Below are 17,272 nucleotides of genomic sequence, written 5' to 3'. Positions count from 1 at the left end.
ATCTGTCGAAGGCGTACCGCTCCGGATCCCCGCGCCGCGGGGCGGAACGGGGGCCGCGAGGGCCGTCCCGCCCCATACGGACTGCAACGGGACGGAAGTGGGAGCGTACCGGAGAACCAAAGATTTTTCCGGTCGAGTGGCCGATCGGCGGCCAAAAAGAAACGATCACACTGAGTGATCGTTTTGGCGACCGGAGCCCGGGTTGCGGATAGTCCGAAATTGCGCATTCCGCCCCTTATCGGGCGAAGAAGAGGCGGCGGCCGCGGCGCCGGGCGCCGCTCCACGGCCGCCCGGATTTCCGGCCCAGGCCTTGTCAACTGGGAAAATGAGGCGTAGACAGGGTCTACGGACCTTGTGTCCGCGGCACGGCAGCCGGGCACCCACGCGCGACCAGCCGCGGGAGGCGCGTCGAGACGGGCTTGACCCGATCCGACGATAGTGAGGTGCACGCATGGTAACCCGGTGTGACGTGATCGGCGGCGGCGCTCCTCAGCGGGCGCCGTTCGCCATGTCCCCAGCCTCCGCGCCGCCCGTTCGCCCTCAGTCGGCGCGCACCTCCAGGCCCAGCGCGGTCGCGAGCACGACCGCCTGATAGGGGTCGATGACCGCTCCCCGCAGCTCGACGGTGTGCGGGTCGATCGAGGAGATGTCGCTTCCGCGCAGGTCGCAGCGTGACAGGTCGGCCTTGTGCAGCCAGGCGCCCGACAGGTCGAGGCCGCGCAGCGTGGCGCCCGCGCACCGCGCGCCCGTGAGGTCGGCCTCGCGCAGCCGGACGTCGGTGAACGACGCGCGGCGCAGGTCGGCGCCGGGCAGCCCGGTGAAGGACCAGTCGCCTCCGGTCACCTTCATCAGGTCGTAGGTGCAGCCGTCGAACATCCCGCCGACGACCTTGCAGCCGGCGAACGTCGCGTCGAAGAAGCCGCAGCGGACGAACGTGCAGTTCAGGAACGCCGCGTCGGTGTGCGTGGAGGCGTTGAAGCGGACGCCGCGGAAGGTGCACTCGGTGAACACCGCGCCGGTGCCGGCGGCCTCGGTCATGTCGACGTCCACGAACAGGACGCGTTCGTGCCGCTCGCCGGTCAGATCGCGCGAGTCCCAGTCGGCGGACGCGATCGTGGTCTCGGTGGGCGCCGCCGGGCGCCCGCCCTTCCGTTCGGCCATCGGCACAGCATGGCGGCCGCCACCGACAGGCCGCCACCGACAGAAGGCGTCAGCCGCGCATGAAGGCTTCGCAGATGGCCTGCGAGTCGCGGGCCGCCGCGGCCACGGCGGCCGAGCAGTGCGCGAGCCACTGGGCGACGCCCTGCGGCGTCCCGGACGCATAGGCGCGCAGTGCCTCGGCGTAGTCGCCGGCCAGCTCCGCATGGCCGACCTCTGGCGCGACCAACGATTTCGGGTCGAGGCCGCGGGCGACGAGCGTGAGGCGCTGCGCGGCGCGGGCGATGATGCCGTCTCCCCAGCCGAACGGACGCAACGTGAGCAGCTCGCCGTGCACGATGGCGGCGACCACGAGCGCGGGGGCCTTGGTGGGCTCGGTGAGGAGCCCGCTGAGGGCGTCCAAGCGCGCCGCCACCTCGGCCGGGGACGGCGGTTCGCCCAGCCCGAGGACGTCCTTCACCGGCTGGTCGCCGCTGCGCGGACGTCCGAGATCGGCGCTGTCGACGGCGTCGGCCGCGGCCAGTACGTGCAGGCGCGCGAGGACCTGGCGGGGCGCCTGCCGCCACGTCTCGGTGAGGGTGCCGAGGTCCGCCGACACCCGCAGCGCCCCCTGGACGACCGGGTCCGTGGGGTTCTCGGTGGTGCGCAGGTCCTCCAGCGTGACCGAGGCGCCCTCCAGCACGGCGGACGCGCGCGCGCCGCGCAGCGCCGACTCGGTGGACACCTCCGCGCTGCGGCGCCGCAGGATGCGGTGGCCCAGCAGCCGGTCCACGGCGGAGCGCGCATCGGCCACGGCGTCCTCGACACCGGGCAGGTTCGCTATCTGTGCAAGGGCATCGGTCACGCGCCCGACCTTATGCGGTCGCCGGTATCGCTCGTGCACACGCCCCGCGCGCGCGTGGAACGAAGGCGGTTCCCGAGGTGCGGCACTGGGAAGGCACAGTGTGTCGGGCATCACACACCACGATCCGGAGCCTGGGGCGCCGGTCGCGCTCTCCCCCGACACTCGGGAATGCGGCCTTGTGGGGACGGGACCTTCCTGGTGGAGTGGGGATACCGGGCGACCCCCGTTCAGCTAGCAAGGAGTACGCGTTGAGCCAGAGCCAAGAGACACTGTCGAACCTTCTGCAGGAGACGCGGAGCTTCCCCCCGCCCGCCGAGCTCGCCGCAGCGGCGAACGTCAAGGCCGAGGCGTACGACGAGGCCGCCGCGGACCGCCTGGGCTACTGGGCGGAGCAGGCCGGACGGCTGACCTGGTCCAAGCGCTGGGACGAGATCCTGGACTGGAGCAACCCGCCGTTCGCCAAGTGGTTCGTCGGCGGCGAGCTGAACGCCGCCTACAACTGCGTCGACCGGCACGTCGAGGCCGGCCTGGGCGCGAAGATCGCCTACCACTGGGAGGGCGAGCCCGGGGACACCCGCACCCTCACCTACGCCGACCTGCAGCGCGAGGTGAACAAGGCCGCGAACGCGCTGCTGGAGCTGGGGGTCCGCAAGGGCGACCGGGTCGCGATCTACCTGCCGATGATCCCGGAGCTGCCGATCTCGATGCTCGCGTGCGCGCGGATCGGCGCCACCCACTCGGTGGTGTTCGGCGGCTTCTCCTCCGAGGCGCTGCGCACCCGCATCGACGACGCGCAGGCCAAGCTGGTCATCACCGCCGACGGCGGGTACCGGCGCGGCAAGCCGTCCGCGCTGAAGCCGACCGTGGACGAGGCCGTCGCGCAGACGCCGACGATCGAGCACGTCCTGGTCGTCCGGCGCACCGGCGAGGACGTCGCGGAGAACGAGCGCGACGTCTGGTGGCAGGACCTGGTGGAGCGGCAGAGCGACCAGCACACCGCCGAGCCCATGGACGCCGAGCACCCGCTGTACATCCTGTACACCTCGGGTACGACGGGCAAGCCGAAGGGCATCCTGCACACCACGGGCGGGTACCTGACGCAGGTCGCCTACACCCACAACGCGGTGTTCGACCTGAAGCCGGAGACGGACGTCTACTGGTGCTCGGCCGACATCGGCTGGGTGACGGGCCACTCCTACATCGTGTACGGGCCGCTCGCCAACGGCGCCACGAGCGTCATGTACGAGGGCACGCCGGACACGCCCAACAAGGGCCGCTGGTGGGACATCATCCAGAAGTACAAGGTGTCCATCTTCTACACGGCGCCCACCGCGATCCGCACGTTCATGAAGTGGGGCGACGACATTCCGGCGCAGTACGACCTGTCGTCCCTGCGCGTACTCGGGTCCGTGGGCGAGCCCATCAACCCGGAGGCCTACATCTGGTACCGCGAGAACATCGGCGCGGGCCGGACGCCGGTGGTCGACACGTGGTGGCAGACCGAGACCGGCGGCATCATGATCAGCCCGCTGCCGGGCGTGACGGCCGCCAAGCCGGGCGCGGCGATGCGCCCGCTGCCGGGCGTCTCCGCGGAGGTCGTGGACGACCAGGGGCAGCCGGTGCCGAACGGCGGCGGCGGGTTCCTGGTGCTCACCGAGCCGTGGCCCGGCATGCTGCGGACGATCTGGGGCGACGACGAGCGGTACATCAAGACGTACTGGTCGCGCTTCGAGGGCAAGTACTTCGCCGGCGACGGCGCGAAGAAGGACGACGCCGGCGACATCTGGCTGCTCGGCCGCGTCGACGACGTGATGCTGGTGTCCGGGCACAACATCTCCACCACGGAGGTGGAGTCGGCCCTGGTGTCGCATCCGAAGGTGGCCGAGGCGGCGGTCGTCGGCGCGACGGACCCGGTGACCGGGCAGGCGATCGTGTCGTTCGTGATCCCGCGCGGCAGCGCCGGCGAGGAGGTCGAAGGCCCCGAGTTCCTGAAGGAGCTGCGCGACCACGTGTCCAAGACCCTCGGGCCGATCGCCAAGCCGCGCCAGATCATGATGGTGCCGGAGCTGCCGAAGACGCGGTCCGGCAAGATCATGCGGCGGCTGCTGCGGGACGTGGCGGAGAACCGCAGCATCGGCGACGTGTCGACGCTCGCCGACAGCACGGTGATGGACCTGATCTCCGAGAAGCTCCCCAGCACCAAGTCCGAGGACTGATCGGTACCTGGACGGCCCGTGCGGGAGCGTTGTGCGGCGCTCCGGCGCGGGCCGTCGTCGTGCCGGGGGCGGTGGAGCGGGTAGCCTGGTGATCAGGTGCGCCGGGAAGTCTGGTCGGCAGGGGACGCCCCATTCCCACTGGTATGTCGGGGCCCGCGAGGTGCGGGCGGGGGTCCGCGTCCGACCGTCCGCCGCCTTCCCGGGGGTATCGCCATGCCGCGCCCGTCCACCGCGCCCGAAAGGCGCCGCATCGCTCATGTGTGGCCGTTCCGTCCGACGGTCCGCTACAGCGGCCAGGTCGCCGCGGCGCTGCGCACCGAGACGGTCGGCGGCATCGTCATGCTGCTGGCGACGGTGGCCGCGCTGGTCTGGGCGAACACCCCGTGGGCCGACGCCTACGAGAGCCTCCGGTCGCACGAGCTGAGCCCGCACTGGCTGCACCTCGGGCACATGGACGTGCAGCACTGGGCGTCCGGCGGGCTGCTCGCGGTGTTCTTCTTCATCGCGGGCCTGGAGCTGCGCGAGGAGCTGGCGCACGGGGAGCTGCGCGATCCGCGGGACGCGGCGCTGCCGGTGATCGCGGCGGTGGCGGGCGTGGCGATGCCGGCGCTGATCTTCGTCGTAGTGAGCGCGGGCGAGCCCGGTGCGCTGCGCGGCTGGGCCGTGCCGACGGCGACCGACATCGCGTTCGCCCTGGCCGTGCTGGCGGTGACGTTCTCGTCGTGTCCCCCGCCGCTGCGCGCCTTCCTGCTGACGCTCGCCGTGGTGGACGACCTGATCGCCATCACCATCATCGCGTTGTTCTACACCGAGACACTGCACTGGACATGGCTCGGTATAGGCGTCGTGCTGATAGCGGTGTACGGGCTGTTGCAGTCCAGAAATGTCCGATCTCCGTTGCTCTACCTGCCGATCGCCGTGCTCGCCTGGTACTGCCTGCAGCGCAGCGGGATCCACGCGACCGTCGCCGGTGTGGCCCTGGGGATGCTGACCAGTTCCAAGGAAACGCCGGACGGGCGGCCCACGAACGCCGAGCGCGCGGACCACGTCGTGCGACCGCTGTCGGCGGGTTTCTGCGTGCCGGTCTTCGCGTTCCTGTCGGCGGGCGTCGCGCTCGGCGGGTCCGCGATCGGCGCCGTCCTCGGCGACCGGGTGGCCCTCGGTGTGATCTGCGGACTCGTGATCGGTAAGTTCGTGGGAGTCCTCGGCGGCGCCTGGGCGGCCGTGCGGGTCGGCCTGGCGACGCTCGGGGAGGATCTGCGCTGGCGGGAGATCGCGGGGGTCGCGATGCTCGCCGGGGTGGGTTTCACCGTTTCCCTGCTGATCGGCGGTTTGGCCTATACCGACCCGTCCCGATTCGAGAGAGTGACGACAGCGGTCCTGATCGCGAGCATCATCGCCTCGGCGGCCGCCGCCGTCGTCTTCCGGAGAAGGGCGCGCCCGCGCCCGGCGGAGTGACGGCTGACTTCAAGGAGAGGAGCGCTATGTCCGAGGCACTGCCGGACGGGGGCGTCGAGGAGAAATCCATCGGCGAGCTCGTCGCCCTGGCGTCGAGCAACGTCTCCGCGCTGGTCCGGGCGGAGATGGACCTGGCCAAGCTGGAGCTGAAGGCGGACGCCAAGAAGGCCGCCTACGGCAGCGTGATGTTCACCATCGCCGCGCTGATCGGCGGTCTGATCGTCATCCTGCTGTCGATCGCGCTGGCCTACGGGCTCGTCGCGGCCGGGCTCTACCACTGGGCCGCGTTCCTGGTCGTGTCCGGCATCTACCTCGTGCTCGCCGCCGGCCTGATCGCCTTCGGCTACCTGCGGATGCGCAAGATCGAGGGAGCCAAGCGGACCCGCAGGACGCTGAAGGACGACTTCACCGCGCTCCGGCACCGCGGCGACTCGGACACCCCCGCCCTGACGGACTGACGCGCGCCATGGGGGGGCACGACACGTCCCTGGTCGAGCTCGACGGGCCGTGGACGCACCGCGCCGTCAGCGCGGGCGGGACGCGGTTCCACGTCGCCGAGGCCGGGGAGGGGCCGCTGGTCCTGCTGCTGCACGGCTTCCCCGAGTTCTGGTGGGCGTGGCACCACCAGCTGGTGTCGCTGGCCGGCGCCGGATACCGGGCGGTCGCGGTGGACCTGCGCGGGTACGGCGGCAGCGACAAGCCACCGCGCGGCTACGACCTGGTCACGCTGGCCGGGGACGCCGCGGGGCTGGTCCGCGCGCTCGGCGAGGCGAACGCGGTGGTGTGCGGGCACGACTGGGGCGGGCTGCTGGCCTGGACGATGGCCGTCTACCACCCGAAGGTCGTCCAGCGGCTGGCGGTGGTCGGCGCGCCGCATCCGCTGCGGCTGCGGAGGTCGGTGCTGGGCGATCCGCGCGGGCAGGGCTGGGCGGCGCGCCACACGTTCGGCTTCCAGGTGCCGATGTGGCCGGAACGGCGGCTCGTCCGGGACGACGCGGAGCTGGCGGGCCGGCTGCTGCACGACTGGTCCGGCCCGGACTGGCCGGACGAGCGCACGGAGCGGTTCGTCCGCAGGGCGGTGCAGATCCCCGGGACGGCGCACTGTGCGCTGGAGTACCACCGGTGGCTCATCAGGTCGCAGGCCCGTCCGGACGGCATCCGCTACGCGCACCGTATGCGCGCCCCGATCCACGCGCCGACGCTCCAGTTGCACGGTGCCCTCGACACCTGCATCCTTCCGGCCAGCGCGCAGGGCTCGGGACGGTACGTGTCCGCCCCCTACCGCTGGAAGCTCATCGAAGGGGCGGGGCATTTCCCGCACGAGGAGCGTCCGCGCGCGTTCGACGCGCAGCTCCTCGGCTGGCTCGCCGACCCGGAACCCGACAGCTAACGCCGTCGGATCGGACGCGTACCGTAGAGGGATGCGGGATCGGGACGAGGCGGGACGCCCACGCAATGCGCGGCCACGTGACGCGTACGGTCGTCCGCTGCCTCACGGCGCCACCGGCATACCGACGATGCCGGACGACCTCGACATGCCGCCCGTAGATGCTCTGGTCGAAGCGCAGCGTCTCCTGGACGAGGATCGTCCCTTCCACGCGCACGAGGTGCTCGAGGCCGCATGGAAGGCCGCTCCGGAGGCGGAACGGGAGCTGTGGAGGGGGCTCGCCCAGGTCGCTGTAGGGATCACCCATATGCGACGGGGAAACGAGCGCGGCGCCATGGCGCTGCTGAGCCGCGCCGCCGATCGCATCGAGCCCTACAGCGAGAACCCGCCGCACCGCATCGACGTGCACGGCATCGTCGAGGGGGCGCGCGCGCTTGCGGAACGCCCCGAGGACGCGCCGGTGAAGCTCCGCCTCACCGCGCCGTAGCCGCCGTAGCCGCCGGGGTCAGTCCGAGCAGCCCTGGGTGTCGGCCGGCTCCGTCAGCTCGGCGCCCTGCTTGGCGTCCGGCGCGACCTCGTCGGAGGTCAGCGCGTACCCCGTCGAGGGCGTGTCCAGCGCCGCGGCGAAGATCACCCCGTAGACGCGGCCGTCGGTGGACAGCAGCGGCCCGCCGGAGTTGCCCGGCTCGACCTTCCCGCGGATCGCGTAGATCTCCCGGCTGACCTGGCCGGCGTGGTAGATGTCCGGGCCCCGCGCGGTCTGCCGGGCGCGGATCCGGGCGGCGCCCGGCGTGAACGGCTGGTTCTTCGGGAACCCGGCGATGATCGCGCTGTCGCGGACCCGCGCCTGCCCGGCGAACTTCAGCGGCCGCGCGTCCAGCCCCGGCACGTACAGCACCGCGATGTCGCGCTTCGGGTCGTACAGCACGACCCGGCCGCGGGACTTGCCGCCGGTGCGGGTCTCGACCACCGACGGTCCCCGGGCGCCCGCGACGACGTGCGCGTTCGTCATGATGTGGTGCGGCGCGAACACGAACCCGGTGCCCTCGATGCGGCGCTGGCACTGCGGCGCGGTGCTGACGACCTTGACGATGCTGCTCTTGGCGCTCTGCAGCCCCTCGGTGTTGAGCACCGACTCGTCCGGCGGCGGCACCTGCACCACCGACTCGCCGCCGAGCCCGTTGAACACCTGCGGGAACTCGCTGTTCTTCACGAACCCCTGGAACGAGGTGAACCACGTCTGCGCCTGCGCGGGCATCACGCCGTTGATGCCCTTGATGATCGTGGAGCCCTTGACCTGCGTGCGCACCGGCTTGAACTCCGAGTTCGCCACCAGGTTCCCGAAGAACCAGGCGACGACCAGCAGCGACAGCGCGCTCACGGCGGTGCCGCCGACCGCGTCCGCGGTGCGCGCGTTCAGCCCCGTCACCCGGTTGCGCAGCACCGCGCCGACCGAGGAGGCGATCAGCTGCCCGAGCGTGGCGGCCAGGAACGCGACCACGATCGCCAGCAGCGCCTGCTGCGCGGCCCCGTTCACGGTGGCCTCGGCGATCGGCGGCGCGATGAGGACCCCGACCACGCCGCCGCCGACGAAGCCGACGAAGCTCAGCAGGCTGACGATGAACCCCTGCCGGTACCCCGAGACTCCGAACAGCACGACGAGCACGAGCAGGATGAGATCGAGAACGTGGTCGTGCAGCACCGCTTCACCGTATAGGGCGCCGGGCCCGCTTCACGTCCCCTCGACGGACCAGTTTGGACGGGCGCGCGTGACCGTACGGAGCGACCGCGGGCGGCGCGGCTCCGCGCCCAGGATGACACCGACGCCCTGACCTGCACGGATTCGGGGCGGTTCGGGAGGGTTCGGTGCGCGGGGACCGGGCCGGTCAGCCGCGGGCGGCGAGGCTCACCACGTCCGGCGGCAGGTCCTCGACGTGACCGGGGTCCCACGGGCGGTCCCAGCCGCCGGCGTCCAGGACCCGTGTCAGCACCGCCGCGGTGAACCCCCACACCAGCATGCCGCCGACGCGGAACGCCGGGCCCATCCTGAACCCGGACGGGTGCCGGACCGTCAGCCGGTTCGCCGGGTCGGCCAGATCGGAGATCGGCACCCGCGCGACCGTCGCGACCTCGCCCGGATGGCCCGGCGCGATCTCCGACGGCTCCCGCCACCAGCCCGCGACCGGCGTGACGCGGTGCCGGCTGTGCGACAGGTACAGCTCGGGCAGCGTGCACAGCACGTCCACGCCGGACGGCTCGACGCCGGCCTCCTCCCACGCCTCCCGCAGCGCCGCCGCGACCGGCCCGTCGTCCTCGGGGTCGATGCGGCCGCCGGGGAACGCGGGCTGCCCGGCGTGCGCGTTCAGCGTCGCGGCCCGCTCGGTGAGCAGGACGTCCGGGCCGTCGGGACCCTCGCCGAACAGGATCAGCACGGCGGCGGCGCGGGCGCCGGGCTCCGGTTCGAACATCGGCGGCACCGGCATCCGCGGCGCCTCCGCGCGGAAGCGGTCGAGCCACGGCGGGCAGGTGGATGCTGTCTCGGTCACGCCACTCCCAACTCCGGAACGCCCGCGTTCCTTCCCGGCGGGAACGCTCGCGTCGCCTCACCGCTCACGAGAACGGGCCGGGCTTGACGAGCTTGCGGGCCGCCTCGGCGTCGACGGGCCCGGTGCCGTAGGACGGGCAGTCCTTGGCGAGCGGGCAGGCCCCGCAGGCGGGACGGCGCGCGTGGCAGATCCGGCGGCCGTGCCAGATCAGCCGGTGCGACAGCATCGTCCAGTCCTTGCGGGGGAAGATCTCGCCGATCTCCTGCTCGACCTTGACCGGGTCGTCCTCGTCGGTCCACCCGAACCGGTTGACCAGGCGCCCGAAGTGGGTGTCGACGGTGATGCCCGGCACGTCGAAGGCGTTGCCCAGCACGACGTTGGCGGTCTTGCGGCCGACGCCCGGCAGCGTGACGAGGTCCTCCAGCCGTCCGGGGACCTCGCCGCCGAACCGGTCGCGGAGCGCGGCCGACAGCCCCATCACGGACTTGGTCTTGGCGCGGAAGAACCCGGTCGGCTTCAGCAGCGTCTCGACGTCCTCGGGGTCGGCGGCGGCCAGGTCCTCCGGCGTCGGGTACTTCGCGAACAGCGCCGGGGTCGTCAGGTTCACCCGCTTGTCGGTGGTCTGCGCCGACAGGACGGTCGCGACCAGCAGCTGGAAAGGGGTGCCGAAGTCCAGCTCGCAGTGCGCGTCGGGGTAGGTCTCGGCCAGCACCCGGTTCATCCTGCGCGCGCGCCGCACCAGCCCGATCCTGGTCTCGTCGCGGAACCTGCGCGCCCGCGCCGCCGCCCCCGGCTCGGCCTTGCCGGCCGCCGTCTTGTCCGCCATGCGGTTCAGACTAGAACCCCCGGCGACCGGACCGCGCGAAGACGGCCGGGCCGTCAGGCGAGGCCGTCGAGGCCGGCCTGCGCGAGCAGGGGCTGCTCGGCCCAGATGGTCTTGCCGCGGGCGGTCTGGCGCGTCCCCCAGCTCTGGGTGAGCTGGGCGACCAGGAGCAGGCCGCGGCCGCCCTCGTCGAAGACGCGGGCGCGGCGCAGGTGCGGGGCGGTCTCGCTGCCGTCGGAGACCTCGCAGACCAGCGTCCGGTCCCGGATCAGCCGCAGCCGGATCGGGCCCTCGGCGTGCCGGATCGCGTTGGTGACCAGCTCGCTCGCCACGAGCTCGGTCACGAACGCGGCCTCGTCCAGGCCCCACGCGGCCAGCTGCTCCGTGACGTGCCGCCGGACGTCGGCGACGACGGCCGGGTCGCTGGGCAGGTCCCAGGTGGCGACCTGGTCGGGCTTCAGCTCCCGGGTGCGGGCGACCAGCAGGGCCGCGTCGTCCACCGGCCGTTCCGGCAGCACCGAGCCGAGGACGTGCTCGCAGGCGGCCTCCGGCGACGGGGACGTCCGGGTCAGCGCGCGGCGCAGGCGCTGCAGGCCCACGTCGATGTCGCGGTCGCGTTCCTCGACCAGGCCGTCGGTGAAGAGCGCGAGGGTGCTGCCCACGGGGAGTTCCATCTCGGCGCTCTCGAAGGGCAGGCCGCCGAGGCCGAGGGGCGGGCCGGCGGGCACGTCGACGAAGTCGGCGGAGCCGTCGGGGGTGACGAGCACGGGCGGGCAGTGCCCGGCGCGGGCGATGCTGCACAGCCGCGACACCGGGTCGTACACCGCGTACAGGCAGGTGGCGCCGAGGTCGGGATGCTGCTCGCCGGGCCCGGTGCCGTCTGTCTCCGTCGCGAGGCGGCCGACCAGGTCGTCGAGGTGGGTGAGCAGCTCGTCCGGTGGCAGGTCGATGTCGGCGAGCGTGCGCACGGCGGTGCGGAGCCGGCCCATCGCGGCGGACGCGTGCACCCCGTGGCCGACGACGTCGCCGACGACCAGCGCGACCCGCGACCCCGACAGCGGGATCACGTCGAACCAGTCCCCGCCGACGCCGGCCTGCGCGCCGGCGGGCAGGTAGCGGCCCGCGACCTCCACCGCGGACTGCTCCGGGAACCGCTGCGGCAGCAGGCTGCGCTGCAGCGCCAGCGCGGTCGCGCGCTCGCGGGTGTAGCGGCGGGCGTTGTCGAGGCAGACCGCGGCCCGCGCGGTGAGCTCCTCGGCGAGCAGCACGTCGTCCGGCGCGAACGGCTCGCGGTCGCGGCCGCGCAGGAAGGTCGCGACGCCGAGGGTGATCCCGCGGGCCCGGATCGGCACGGCGAGCACCGAGTGCAGGCCGTGCTCGACGACGGTCTCCGCCCGCTCGGGGTTGTGGCTGATCGCGGACAGGAACCCGGGGTCGCCGAGACCGGTCAGCACCGGTTCGCCGCCGGTGAGGGCGCGGACCAGGGGGGAGGACTCCGGGTAGTGGTCGATGTCGCCGGGCCGCACCGCGCTCGGCACGCGCGCGTCGGCGGACCCGTGGGCGGCGCGCCGCATGACGACCGTGGCCGGGACCGGCCCGGGAAGCGGCTCGTCCCCCGCCATGACGGAGTCGAGCAGGTCGACGACGGCCACGTCGGCCAGCCGCGGCAGCACCACCTCGACCAGTTCCCTGGCGGTCCGGGTGACGTCCAGCGTGCTGCCGATGGCGGTGCTGGCCTCGTTGACCAGCGCCAGCCGCTGCCGCGCCCGGTACTGCTCGGTGATGTCGAGCACGCCGACCCACACCGCGCGCGTCCTGCCCTGCCCGTCCTTGAGCGGGGCGATGGACACCGACCAGGCCCGTTCGAGGTCCTCGCCGGGCACCTTGCGGAAGGTCTCCCGGTGCACCGGCTCGCCCGTGTCGAGCACCTGGCGCATGTAGCGCGCCAGCGCCTCGAACTGGGGACCGGGCAGCGCGTCGGTGAGGCGCCGCCCGCGGAGCTGGTCCTCGGTCATCTCGAACATCCGGCACAGGCGCTCGTTGACGCGCAGGCACACCAGGTCCGTGTCGTGGACGGCCACCGCGAACGGCGACTGGTCGAACGCCCAGTCGGTGATCGGCGCGCCGTCCGCCGCGCGGCCGCCGGCGGCGCCTCCGGCCGGCGGAGTGTCGGTCTGGGTGTCCAATGGCATCCGCCCCGCAGAAGTCTGCTGTGCCCCGGTTGTCGCAGGTCAGATCATTCAACGTACCCGCAGGACGGGCCACTGTCCCAGGAATCGCTCCAGCCTTGGGCAAGACGTGGCAAAGCTCCCGGTAGCGGAACCGCCACGGAAATCTCCGGCGAAAGTCCGTAATCGCGGGCGGTTCCGGCCGTCTTCTGTGTACCTCGTCCCCCGCGAAGGAGATCTCATTGTCTGACTTCAGCCAGGTGGTTCCCCTTCCCGTGCGCCGCATCGACCTCGGCCTGTCCTTCGACGGCTCCGCCCGGATGGCCCGCGAGCTGCGCGGCCAGGTGCCCGCCGTCGCCGAGGAGGCGACGCGCCGGATCGAGAAGCGGCTGCCGGAGTTCGTCCGGCCCCACGACCCCAAGTACACCCGGGGGCTGGAGGCCGCGGTCGAGTGCGCGATCGGCCACTTCCTGGACCTGCTGGCCGATCCGGGCGTCTCCTCCGCCGACGTCCTGGACTTCTGGCGGCGGGTCGGGGCCGGCGAGGCCGGCGAGGGGCGCACGCTGGAGTCCTGGCACGCGGCGACCCGGATCGGCGCCGGCGTGGCGGTCGAGCAGCTCACCGAGCGGGCGGGACGGCTCGGCTACCGGGCCGGCGCGCCGACCATGGCCGGGATCGCCAACGCGGTGTTCGACTACATGAGCCAGCTCGCCTCGGCGGTCGCCGAGGGCCACGCCGACGCCGCCGCGCGGGCGGCCGGAGCGCAGCAGGACCACCGGCGCCGGCTGCTGGACCTGCTGCTGGACGAGCCCGCCCCGGCCCCGCGGCAGCTGCGGGAGGCGGCCGCCGAGGCGTCCTGGCCGCTGCCCCGGACGGTCGCGGCCGTGGCGCTGCGCGAGCGCGGCCCGGAGACCCGGCGCCCGTCCCTGCCGCCCGACGTGCTGCTCGGCCTGCACCGCGCCGAGCCCTGCCTGGTCGTCCCGGACCCGGAGGGCCCCGGCCGGGCCCGGCTGCTGGAGGGGCGGCTGGACGGCTGGACCGCCGCGATCGGCCCGGCCGTCGACCCGGCCGGCGCGGCGCGGTCGCTGCGCTGGGCGCGGGACGCGCTGGACCTGGCCGACCAGGGGCTGATCGAGGAGGATCCGGCCGGGCGGGACACGCCCATCGCCGCCGAGCTGCACATGCCGATCATCGTGATGATGCGGGAGCGGGAGCTGGTGGAGAAGGTGATCGAGCGGCGGCTGGCGCCGCTGCTGGCGGCCCGCCCGGCGCAGCGGCACCGGCTCGCCGAGACCCTGCTGGCCTCGCTGGAGTGCGGGTTCAACGCCACGGCGGTCTCCGGCCACCTGCACGTGCACCCGCAGACCGTCCGGTACCGGTTCCGGCAGCTGGAGGACCTGTTCGGCGACACGATCCACGCGACGTCGGACCGGCTGGAACTGCACATGGCGCTGCGGGCGTGGCTCGCGCTCAATCCCGAGCCGTCCGCGCGCGACCAGCTCCGCTACGGCTGACCGCCGGCGCGGGGACGGTCAGCCCACGGACCAGCCCTGGGCGGCCATCCCCGCGTACGAGGACGGCTTGAGCGTCACCGGCACCAGGCCCGACCAGCTCGCTTGCAGGTACCAGCCGTCGCCGTTGGCCAGCCGGTAGACGCCCCCGAACTGCACCAGCTTCCATACCTGATGGGATCCGCCGCAGGGCGCCATCACGACGGAGTACTGCTGCCCGCCCTCCCACATGGGCCCGGCCGACAGCTGCCCGCGGGCCATGCATTTCCCGGTGGAGACGCTCGTCAGCGTGAAGCCGCCTCCGGTGTTCTTGCGCCGCCACTGCGTCGAGGAGTCGGTGCAGGAGCGCTGCACGACGTCGGTACCGGAAGGGGCCAGGCACGACTGCAAGGTGGTGTTGCGCACCCGGCCGGCACCGCCCGCCGCCGGGGCGCCGCCCGCCGGCGCGCCGTTCGGTCCGCCGGGCGCTCCGTGCCCGGCGGGTTTCCGGCCGCGGGCGTGGTCGGGCTTGCCGGGGGCCGCCGGCTCCCGCGCGGGCGCGGCCGTGCTCGCGGAGGGCAGCGGCGCGGCGGTCGGCGGAGCGGCGCGCACCGTGCCGGGCGGATCGTCGCCGCCCGTGGCGAACAGGATGCCCAGGACCGCCGCCGTGGCCGCCGCGACTCCCGCCGGGACGGCCCAGCCGGGCAGCGACGCGGCCGGGGCGAAGTTCCCGAACGAGGCGGTCGGCGCGGCGAGCAGCACGGCGCCGATCGGCAGCGCGCGCCGCAGCCGCCCGTTCAGGTCGGACATCTCCTCGGCCGTGCGGCGGCACCGCTCGCAGGACTCCAGGTGGCGGCGCAGCGCGCGGCTGCGGCGCCGGCCCGGGCGGCGGACGGACGCGGCGAGCTGCGCGGTGAACTCCGCGCAGTCCGGATGGCCCTCGCAGCTCGCGGCGAGGAACGCCTGCCGGAGCCCCTCGCGGGCCCGGAACGCCAGCTGGGCGACCGCGCCCGCCTCCATCCCGAGGATCTCCGCGACCCGCTGGACGGGCTCGTCCTCGATGACGGTGTGCCACAGGACGGTCTGCCAGCGCTCCGGCAGCGACCGGAACGCGCGGACGAGGGCGTCCAGCTCGTCGACGTCCGGCAGCTCGTCCGGCGGGCCGGCGGCCCAGTCGGCGACCTGGTCGGTGACGACGGTGCGGCGGTCGGTGCGCGCCCAGTCCACCGCCGCGTTGCGCACGACCGTGTACAGGTAGGGCCGGCACGCCTCGCGGGGCCCGCCGCCCTGGCGCAGCGCCGCGAGCGTCCGGGCGAACGCCTCGCTGGTCAGGTCCTCCGCGAGGTGCTGGTCGCGGACCAGCCCGCGGGCATAGCCCAGGACGGCCGCGTGGTGCCGCCGGTACAGCTCGTCGGACGCACGCTCGTCGCCCGCGCCGGCGGCGGCCGCCAGATCGGCGTCCGGCTCGGTCCCCGCGCCTGTCACCACGACGACATCCAACCCAGAGCACGCATCTGATCACAACCCTCGTAGGTCGCCATCCGCCGCCGCATAAGACGCCCGATTGCTCACTTGATTACGAGGTTTTGCGGACTTTCCCGATCGACGGGGTCGTGAGACCCGCGTCCACTTAAAAAGACGAGTGTGTATTTTTATGCTACCGTCCCGGCATGATCTACGACTCCGCACGCTGGACGGCCACCCTGGCGGGCCGGCGCGTGCTGATCACCGGGGCGGCGCGCGGCATCGGCGCGGCGCTGGCCGCCCGGCTGCACGCGCGCGGCGCGCGGGTCGCCCTGGCCGGCCTCGAACCCGACCTGCTCGCCGCCACCGCCGCCGGCTGCGGGGACGCCCCCTGGTGGAGCTGCGACGTGACCGACCGCGAGCGCGTCCGCACCGCCGTGGACGAGGCCGCCCGCGCGCTCGGCGGCCTCGACGCCGTCGTCGCGAACGCGGGCGTCGCCGCGCAGATGCCGGTGATCGGCGGCGACCCGGCGGTGCTGGAGCAGAGCCTGCGGGTGAACGTCCTCGGCGTCCACAACACGCTGTCGGCCGCCGGCCCGCACATCAGCCACCCGCGCGGCTACGCGCTGACCATCGCGTCGCTCGCCGCCGCCGTCCACCTGCCGCTGCTCGGCGCCTACAGCGCGTCCAAGGCGGCGGCCGAGGCGCTCGGCGACACCCTGCGCGTCGAGCTCCGGCCGTGGGGCGCCAAGGCCGGCGTCGCCTACTTCGCCGAGCTCGACACCGACATGACCAGCCGCGGCTTCGGCACCGAGGCCGCCGCCGCGCTGTCCAAGGGCACGCGGGGCGGGGCGATGTCGCGGGTCGCGCCGCTGGAGGCCGGGATCGACGCCCTGGAGCGCGGCATCGCCCGCCGGTCCCGCCGGATCGTGGCGCCCTGGTGGGTGGCCGGGGCGCTGCCCGCGCGCGCCGCGCTCCAGCCCGTGCTGGAGCGGCTCGTCCAGCCGGGGATGCGCCGCGCCCTGGAGATCGCGCGCGAGGAGCACGCCGCGCTGACCACGCCGCAGCCGGGCCGCGGCCTGTGAGCGCCCCGCCGGACGCGCCGCGGGTGGCGCCGGGCGGGATCCGCGATGTCGGGCTCGTCAACTGGCTGATCTGCGCGGTCTCCGGACGGGTCGCCGGGACCGGGCCGCCCAACCTGTTCCTCACCCTCGCGCGGCAGCGCGGGCTGTTCCGCGGCTGGCTGTGGTTCGGCGGGCGCCTGATGCCGGGCGGGAGGCTCGCGCGCCGCGAGACCGAACTGGTGATCCTGCGCGTCGCCCACCTGCGCGACTGCCGCTACGAGTTCGACCACCACGTGCGGCTCGGCCGCCGCGCCGGGGTCCGCGCGGCGGACGTCGAACGCCTCAAGAAAGGCCCGGACGCCGACGGCTGGAACCCGCGCGAGCAGGCGATCCTCGCCGCCGCCGACGAGCTGCACCACCGGCAGGACCTCTCCGACGAGACCTGGGCGCGGCTGCGCGCCCGCCTCACCGAGCCCGAATGCGTCGAGCTTTGCATGCTCGCCGGCCATTACGAGATGCTCGCGACCGTGATCGACACGCTGCGCGTGCGCCCCGACGCGCCCCGTCCCCGACGCTGACCCTTCTCCCCGGGAGGTCCCCGAATGCGCGCACGACGGTTCATCGCGACGGCGCTGGTGTCGGCCGGGGCCCCGT

15 protein-coding genes are annotated in these 17,272 nt (G+C 73.6%); 8 read left to right on the top strand and 7 right to left on the bottom strand.

What is annotated here, in order from left to right; all coding sequences use genetic code 11:
* Positions 1-540: 540 nt before the first annotated feature.
* A complete protein-coding gene (locus QP089_RS28490; protein WP_285915536.1) occupies positions 541-1,161 on the bottom strand; it encodes a pentapeptide repeat-containing protein in 621 nt (206 codons plus the stop codon).
* Positions 1,162-1,210: 49 nt separating this feature from the next.
* Entirely contained in the window at positions 1,211-2,002 is a 792-nt protein-coding gene (locus QP089_RS28485; RefSeq protein ID WP_285915534.1) for a Fic family protein, read from the bottom strand.
* A gap of 248 nt (positions 2,003-2,250) precedes the next feature.
* Between QP089_RS28485 and acs the strand changes: the two genes are divergently transcribed.
* The 5 genes from acs (at position 2,251) to QP089_RS28460 (ending at position 7,550) form a co-directional block, all read left to right on the top strand.
* Positions 2,251-4,218 carry an acetate--CoA ligase gene (gene acs / locus QP089_RS28480; RefSeq protein ID WP_285915532.1) on the top strand — a complete coding sequence of 656 codons (1,968 nt, stop codon included), beginning with the start codon at positions 2,251-2,253 and terminating at the stop codon, positions 4,216-4,218.
* 213 nt (positions 4,219-4,431) lie between these two features.
* Positions 4,432-5,676, top strand: coding sequence for a Na+/H+ antiporter NhaA (nhaA, locus tag QP089_RS28475; RefSeq protein WP_285915530.1), 1,245 nt, complete (start codon positions 4,432-4,434; stop codon positions 5,674-5,676).
* 26 nt (positions 5,677-5,702) lie between these two features.
* The gene (locus QP089_RS28470; protein ID WP_285915529.1) at positions 5,703-6,134 is read left to right on the top strand and encodes a phage holin family protein; all 432 of its coding nucleotides are present in this window, start codon (positions 5,703-5,705) and stop codon (positions 6,132-6,134) included.
* An 8-nt stretch (positions 6,135-6,142) separates the two neighbouring features.
* On the top strand, positions 6,143-7,066 hold the full coding sequence (locus QP089_RS28465; RefSeq protein WP_285915528.1) for an alpha/beta fold hydrolase: 924 nt from the start codon (positions 6,143-6,145) through the stop codon (positions 7,064-7,066).
* A gap of 127 nt (positions 7,067-7,193) precedes the next feature.
* Entirely contained in the window at positions 7,194-7,550 is a 357-nt protein-coding gene (locus QP089_RS28460) for a DUF309 domain-containing protein (RefSeq protein ID WP_285915526.1), read from the top strand.
* A gap of 18 nt (positions 7,551-7,568) precedes the next feature.
* Here the strand turns inward: QP089_RS28460 and QP089_RS28455 are convergent, their stop codons facing one another.
* The 4 genes from QP089_RS28455 to QP089_RS28440 all read right to left on the bottom strand — a co-directional run bounded on the left by QP089_RS28455 (position 7,569) and on the right by QP089_RS28440 (position 12,618).
* The gene (locus QP089_RS28455) at positions 7,569-8,765 is read right to left on the bottom strand and encodes a MarP family serine protease (RefSeq protein WP_285915525.1); all 1,197 of its coding nucleotides are present in this window, start codon (positions 8,763-8,765) and stop codon (positions 7,569-7,571) included.
* Between the two features lie 184 nt (positions 8,766-8,949).
* Positions 8,950-9,609: an NUDIX hydrolase gene (locus QP089_RS28450; RefSeq protein ID WP_446474095.1), complete on the bottom strand. Its 660-nt coding sequence runs from the start codon at positions 9,607-9,609 to the stop codon at positions 8,950-8,952.
* A 64-nt stretch (positions 9,610-9,673) separates the two neighbouring features.
* Positions 9,674-10,330: an endonuclease III gene (gene nth, locus QP089_RS28445; protein ID WP_285915900.1), complete on the bottom strand. Its 657-nt coding sequence runs from the start codon at positions 10,328-10,330 to the stop codon at positions 9,674-9,676.
* A 158-nt stretch (positions 10,331-10,488) separates the two neighbouring features.
* Positions 10,489-12,618, bottom strand: a complete 2,130-nt coding sequence (locus QP089_RS28440; protein ID WP_285915524.1) for a SpoIIE family protein phosphatase — start codon at positions 12,616-12,618, stop codon at positions 10,489-10,491.
* 224 nt (positions 12,619-12,842) lie between these two features.
* Here QP089_RS28440 and QP089_RS28435 point away from each other — a divergent pair, with 224 nt between their 5' ends.
* Entirely contained in the window at positions 12,843-14,114 is a 1,272-nt protein-coding gene (locus QP089_RS28435; protein ID WP_285915523.1) for a PucR family transcriptional regulator, read from the top strand.
* A gap of 18 nt (positions 14,115-14,132) precedes the next feature.
* Here QP089_RS28435 and QP089_RS28430 read toward each other — a convergent pair whose 3' ends face one another.
* Complete coding sequence (locus QP089_RS28430; RefSeq protein ID WP_285915521.1) at positions 14,133-15,578, bottom strand: sigma-70 family RNA polymerase sigma factor; 1,446 nt, start codon at positions 15,576-15,578, stop codon at positions 14,133-14,135.
* A gap of 182 nt (positions 15,579-15,760) precedes the next feature.
* Between QP089_RS28430 and QP089_RS28425 the strand changes: the two genes are divergently transcribed.
* Together QP089_RS28425 and QP089_RS28420 are read left to right on the top strand one after the other, a co-directional pair.
* The gene (locus QP089_RS28425; RefSeq protein WP_285915520.1) at positions 15,761-16,639 is read left to right on the top strand and encodes an SDR family NAD(P)-dependent oxidoreductase; all 879 of its coding nucleotides are present in this window, start codon (positions 15,761-15,763) and stop codon (positions 16,637-16,639) included.
* Positions 16,636-17,196: a carboxymuconolactone decarboxylase family protein gene (locus QP089_RS28420; protein WP_285915519.1), complete on the top strand. Its 561-nt coding sequence runs from the start codon at positions 16,636-16,638 to the stop codon at positions 17,194-17,196. Before QP089_RS28425 ends, QP089_RS28420 begins: the two co-directional genes overlap by 4 nt.
* Positions 17,197-17,272 lie beyond the last annotated feature (76 nt).

The sequence above is a fragment of the Actinomadura opuntiae genome, from assembly GCF_030283205.1.
Classification (GTDB): domain Bacteria; phylum Actinomycetota; class Actinomycetes; order Streptosporangiales; family Streptosporangiaceae; genus Spirillospora.
Note: the sequence above shows the minus strand (reverse complement) of the source record. Positions and strands in the feature narration are given on the sequence as shown.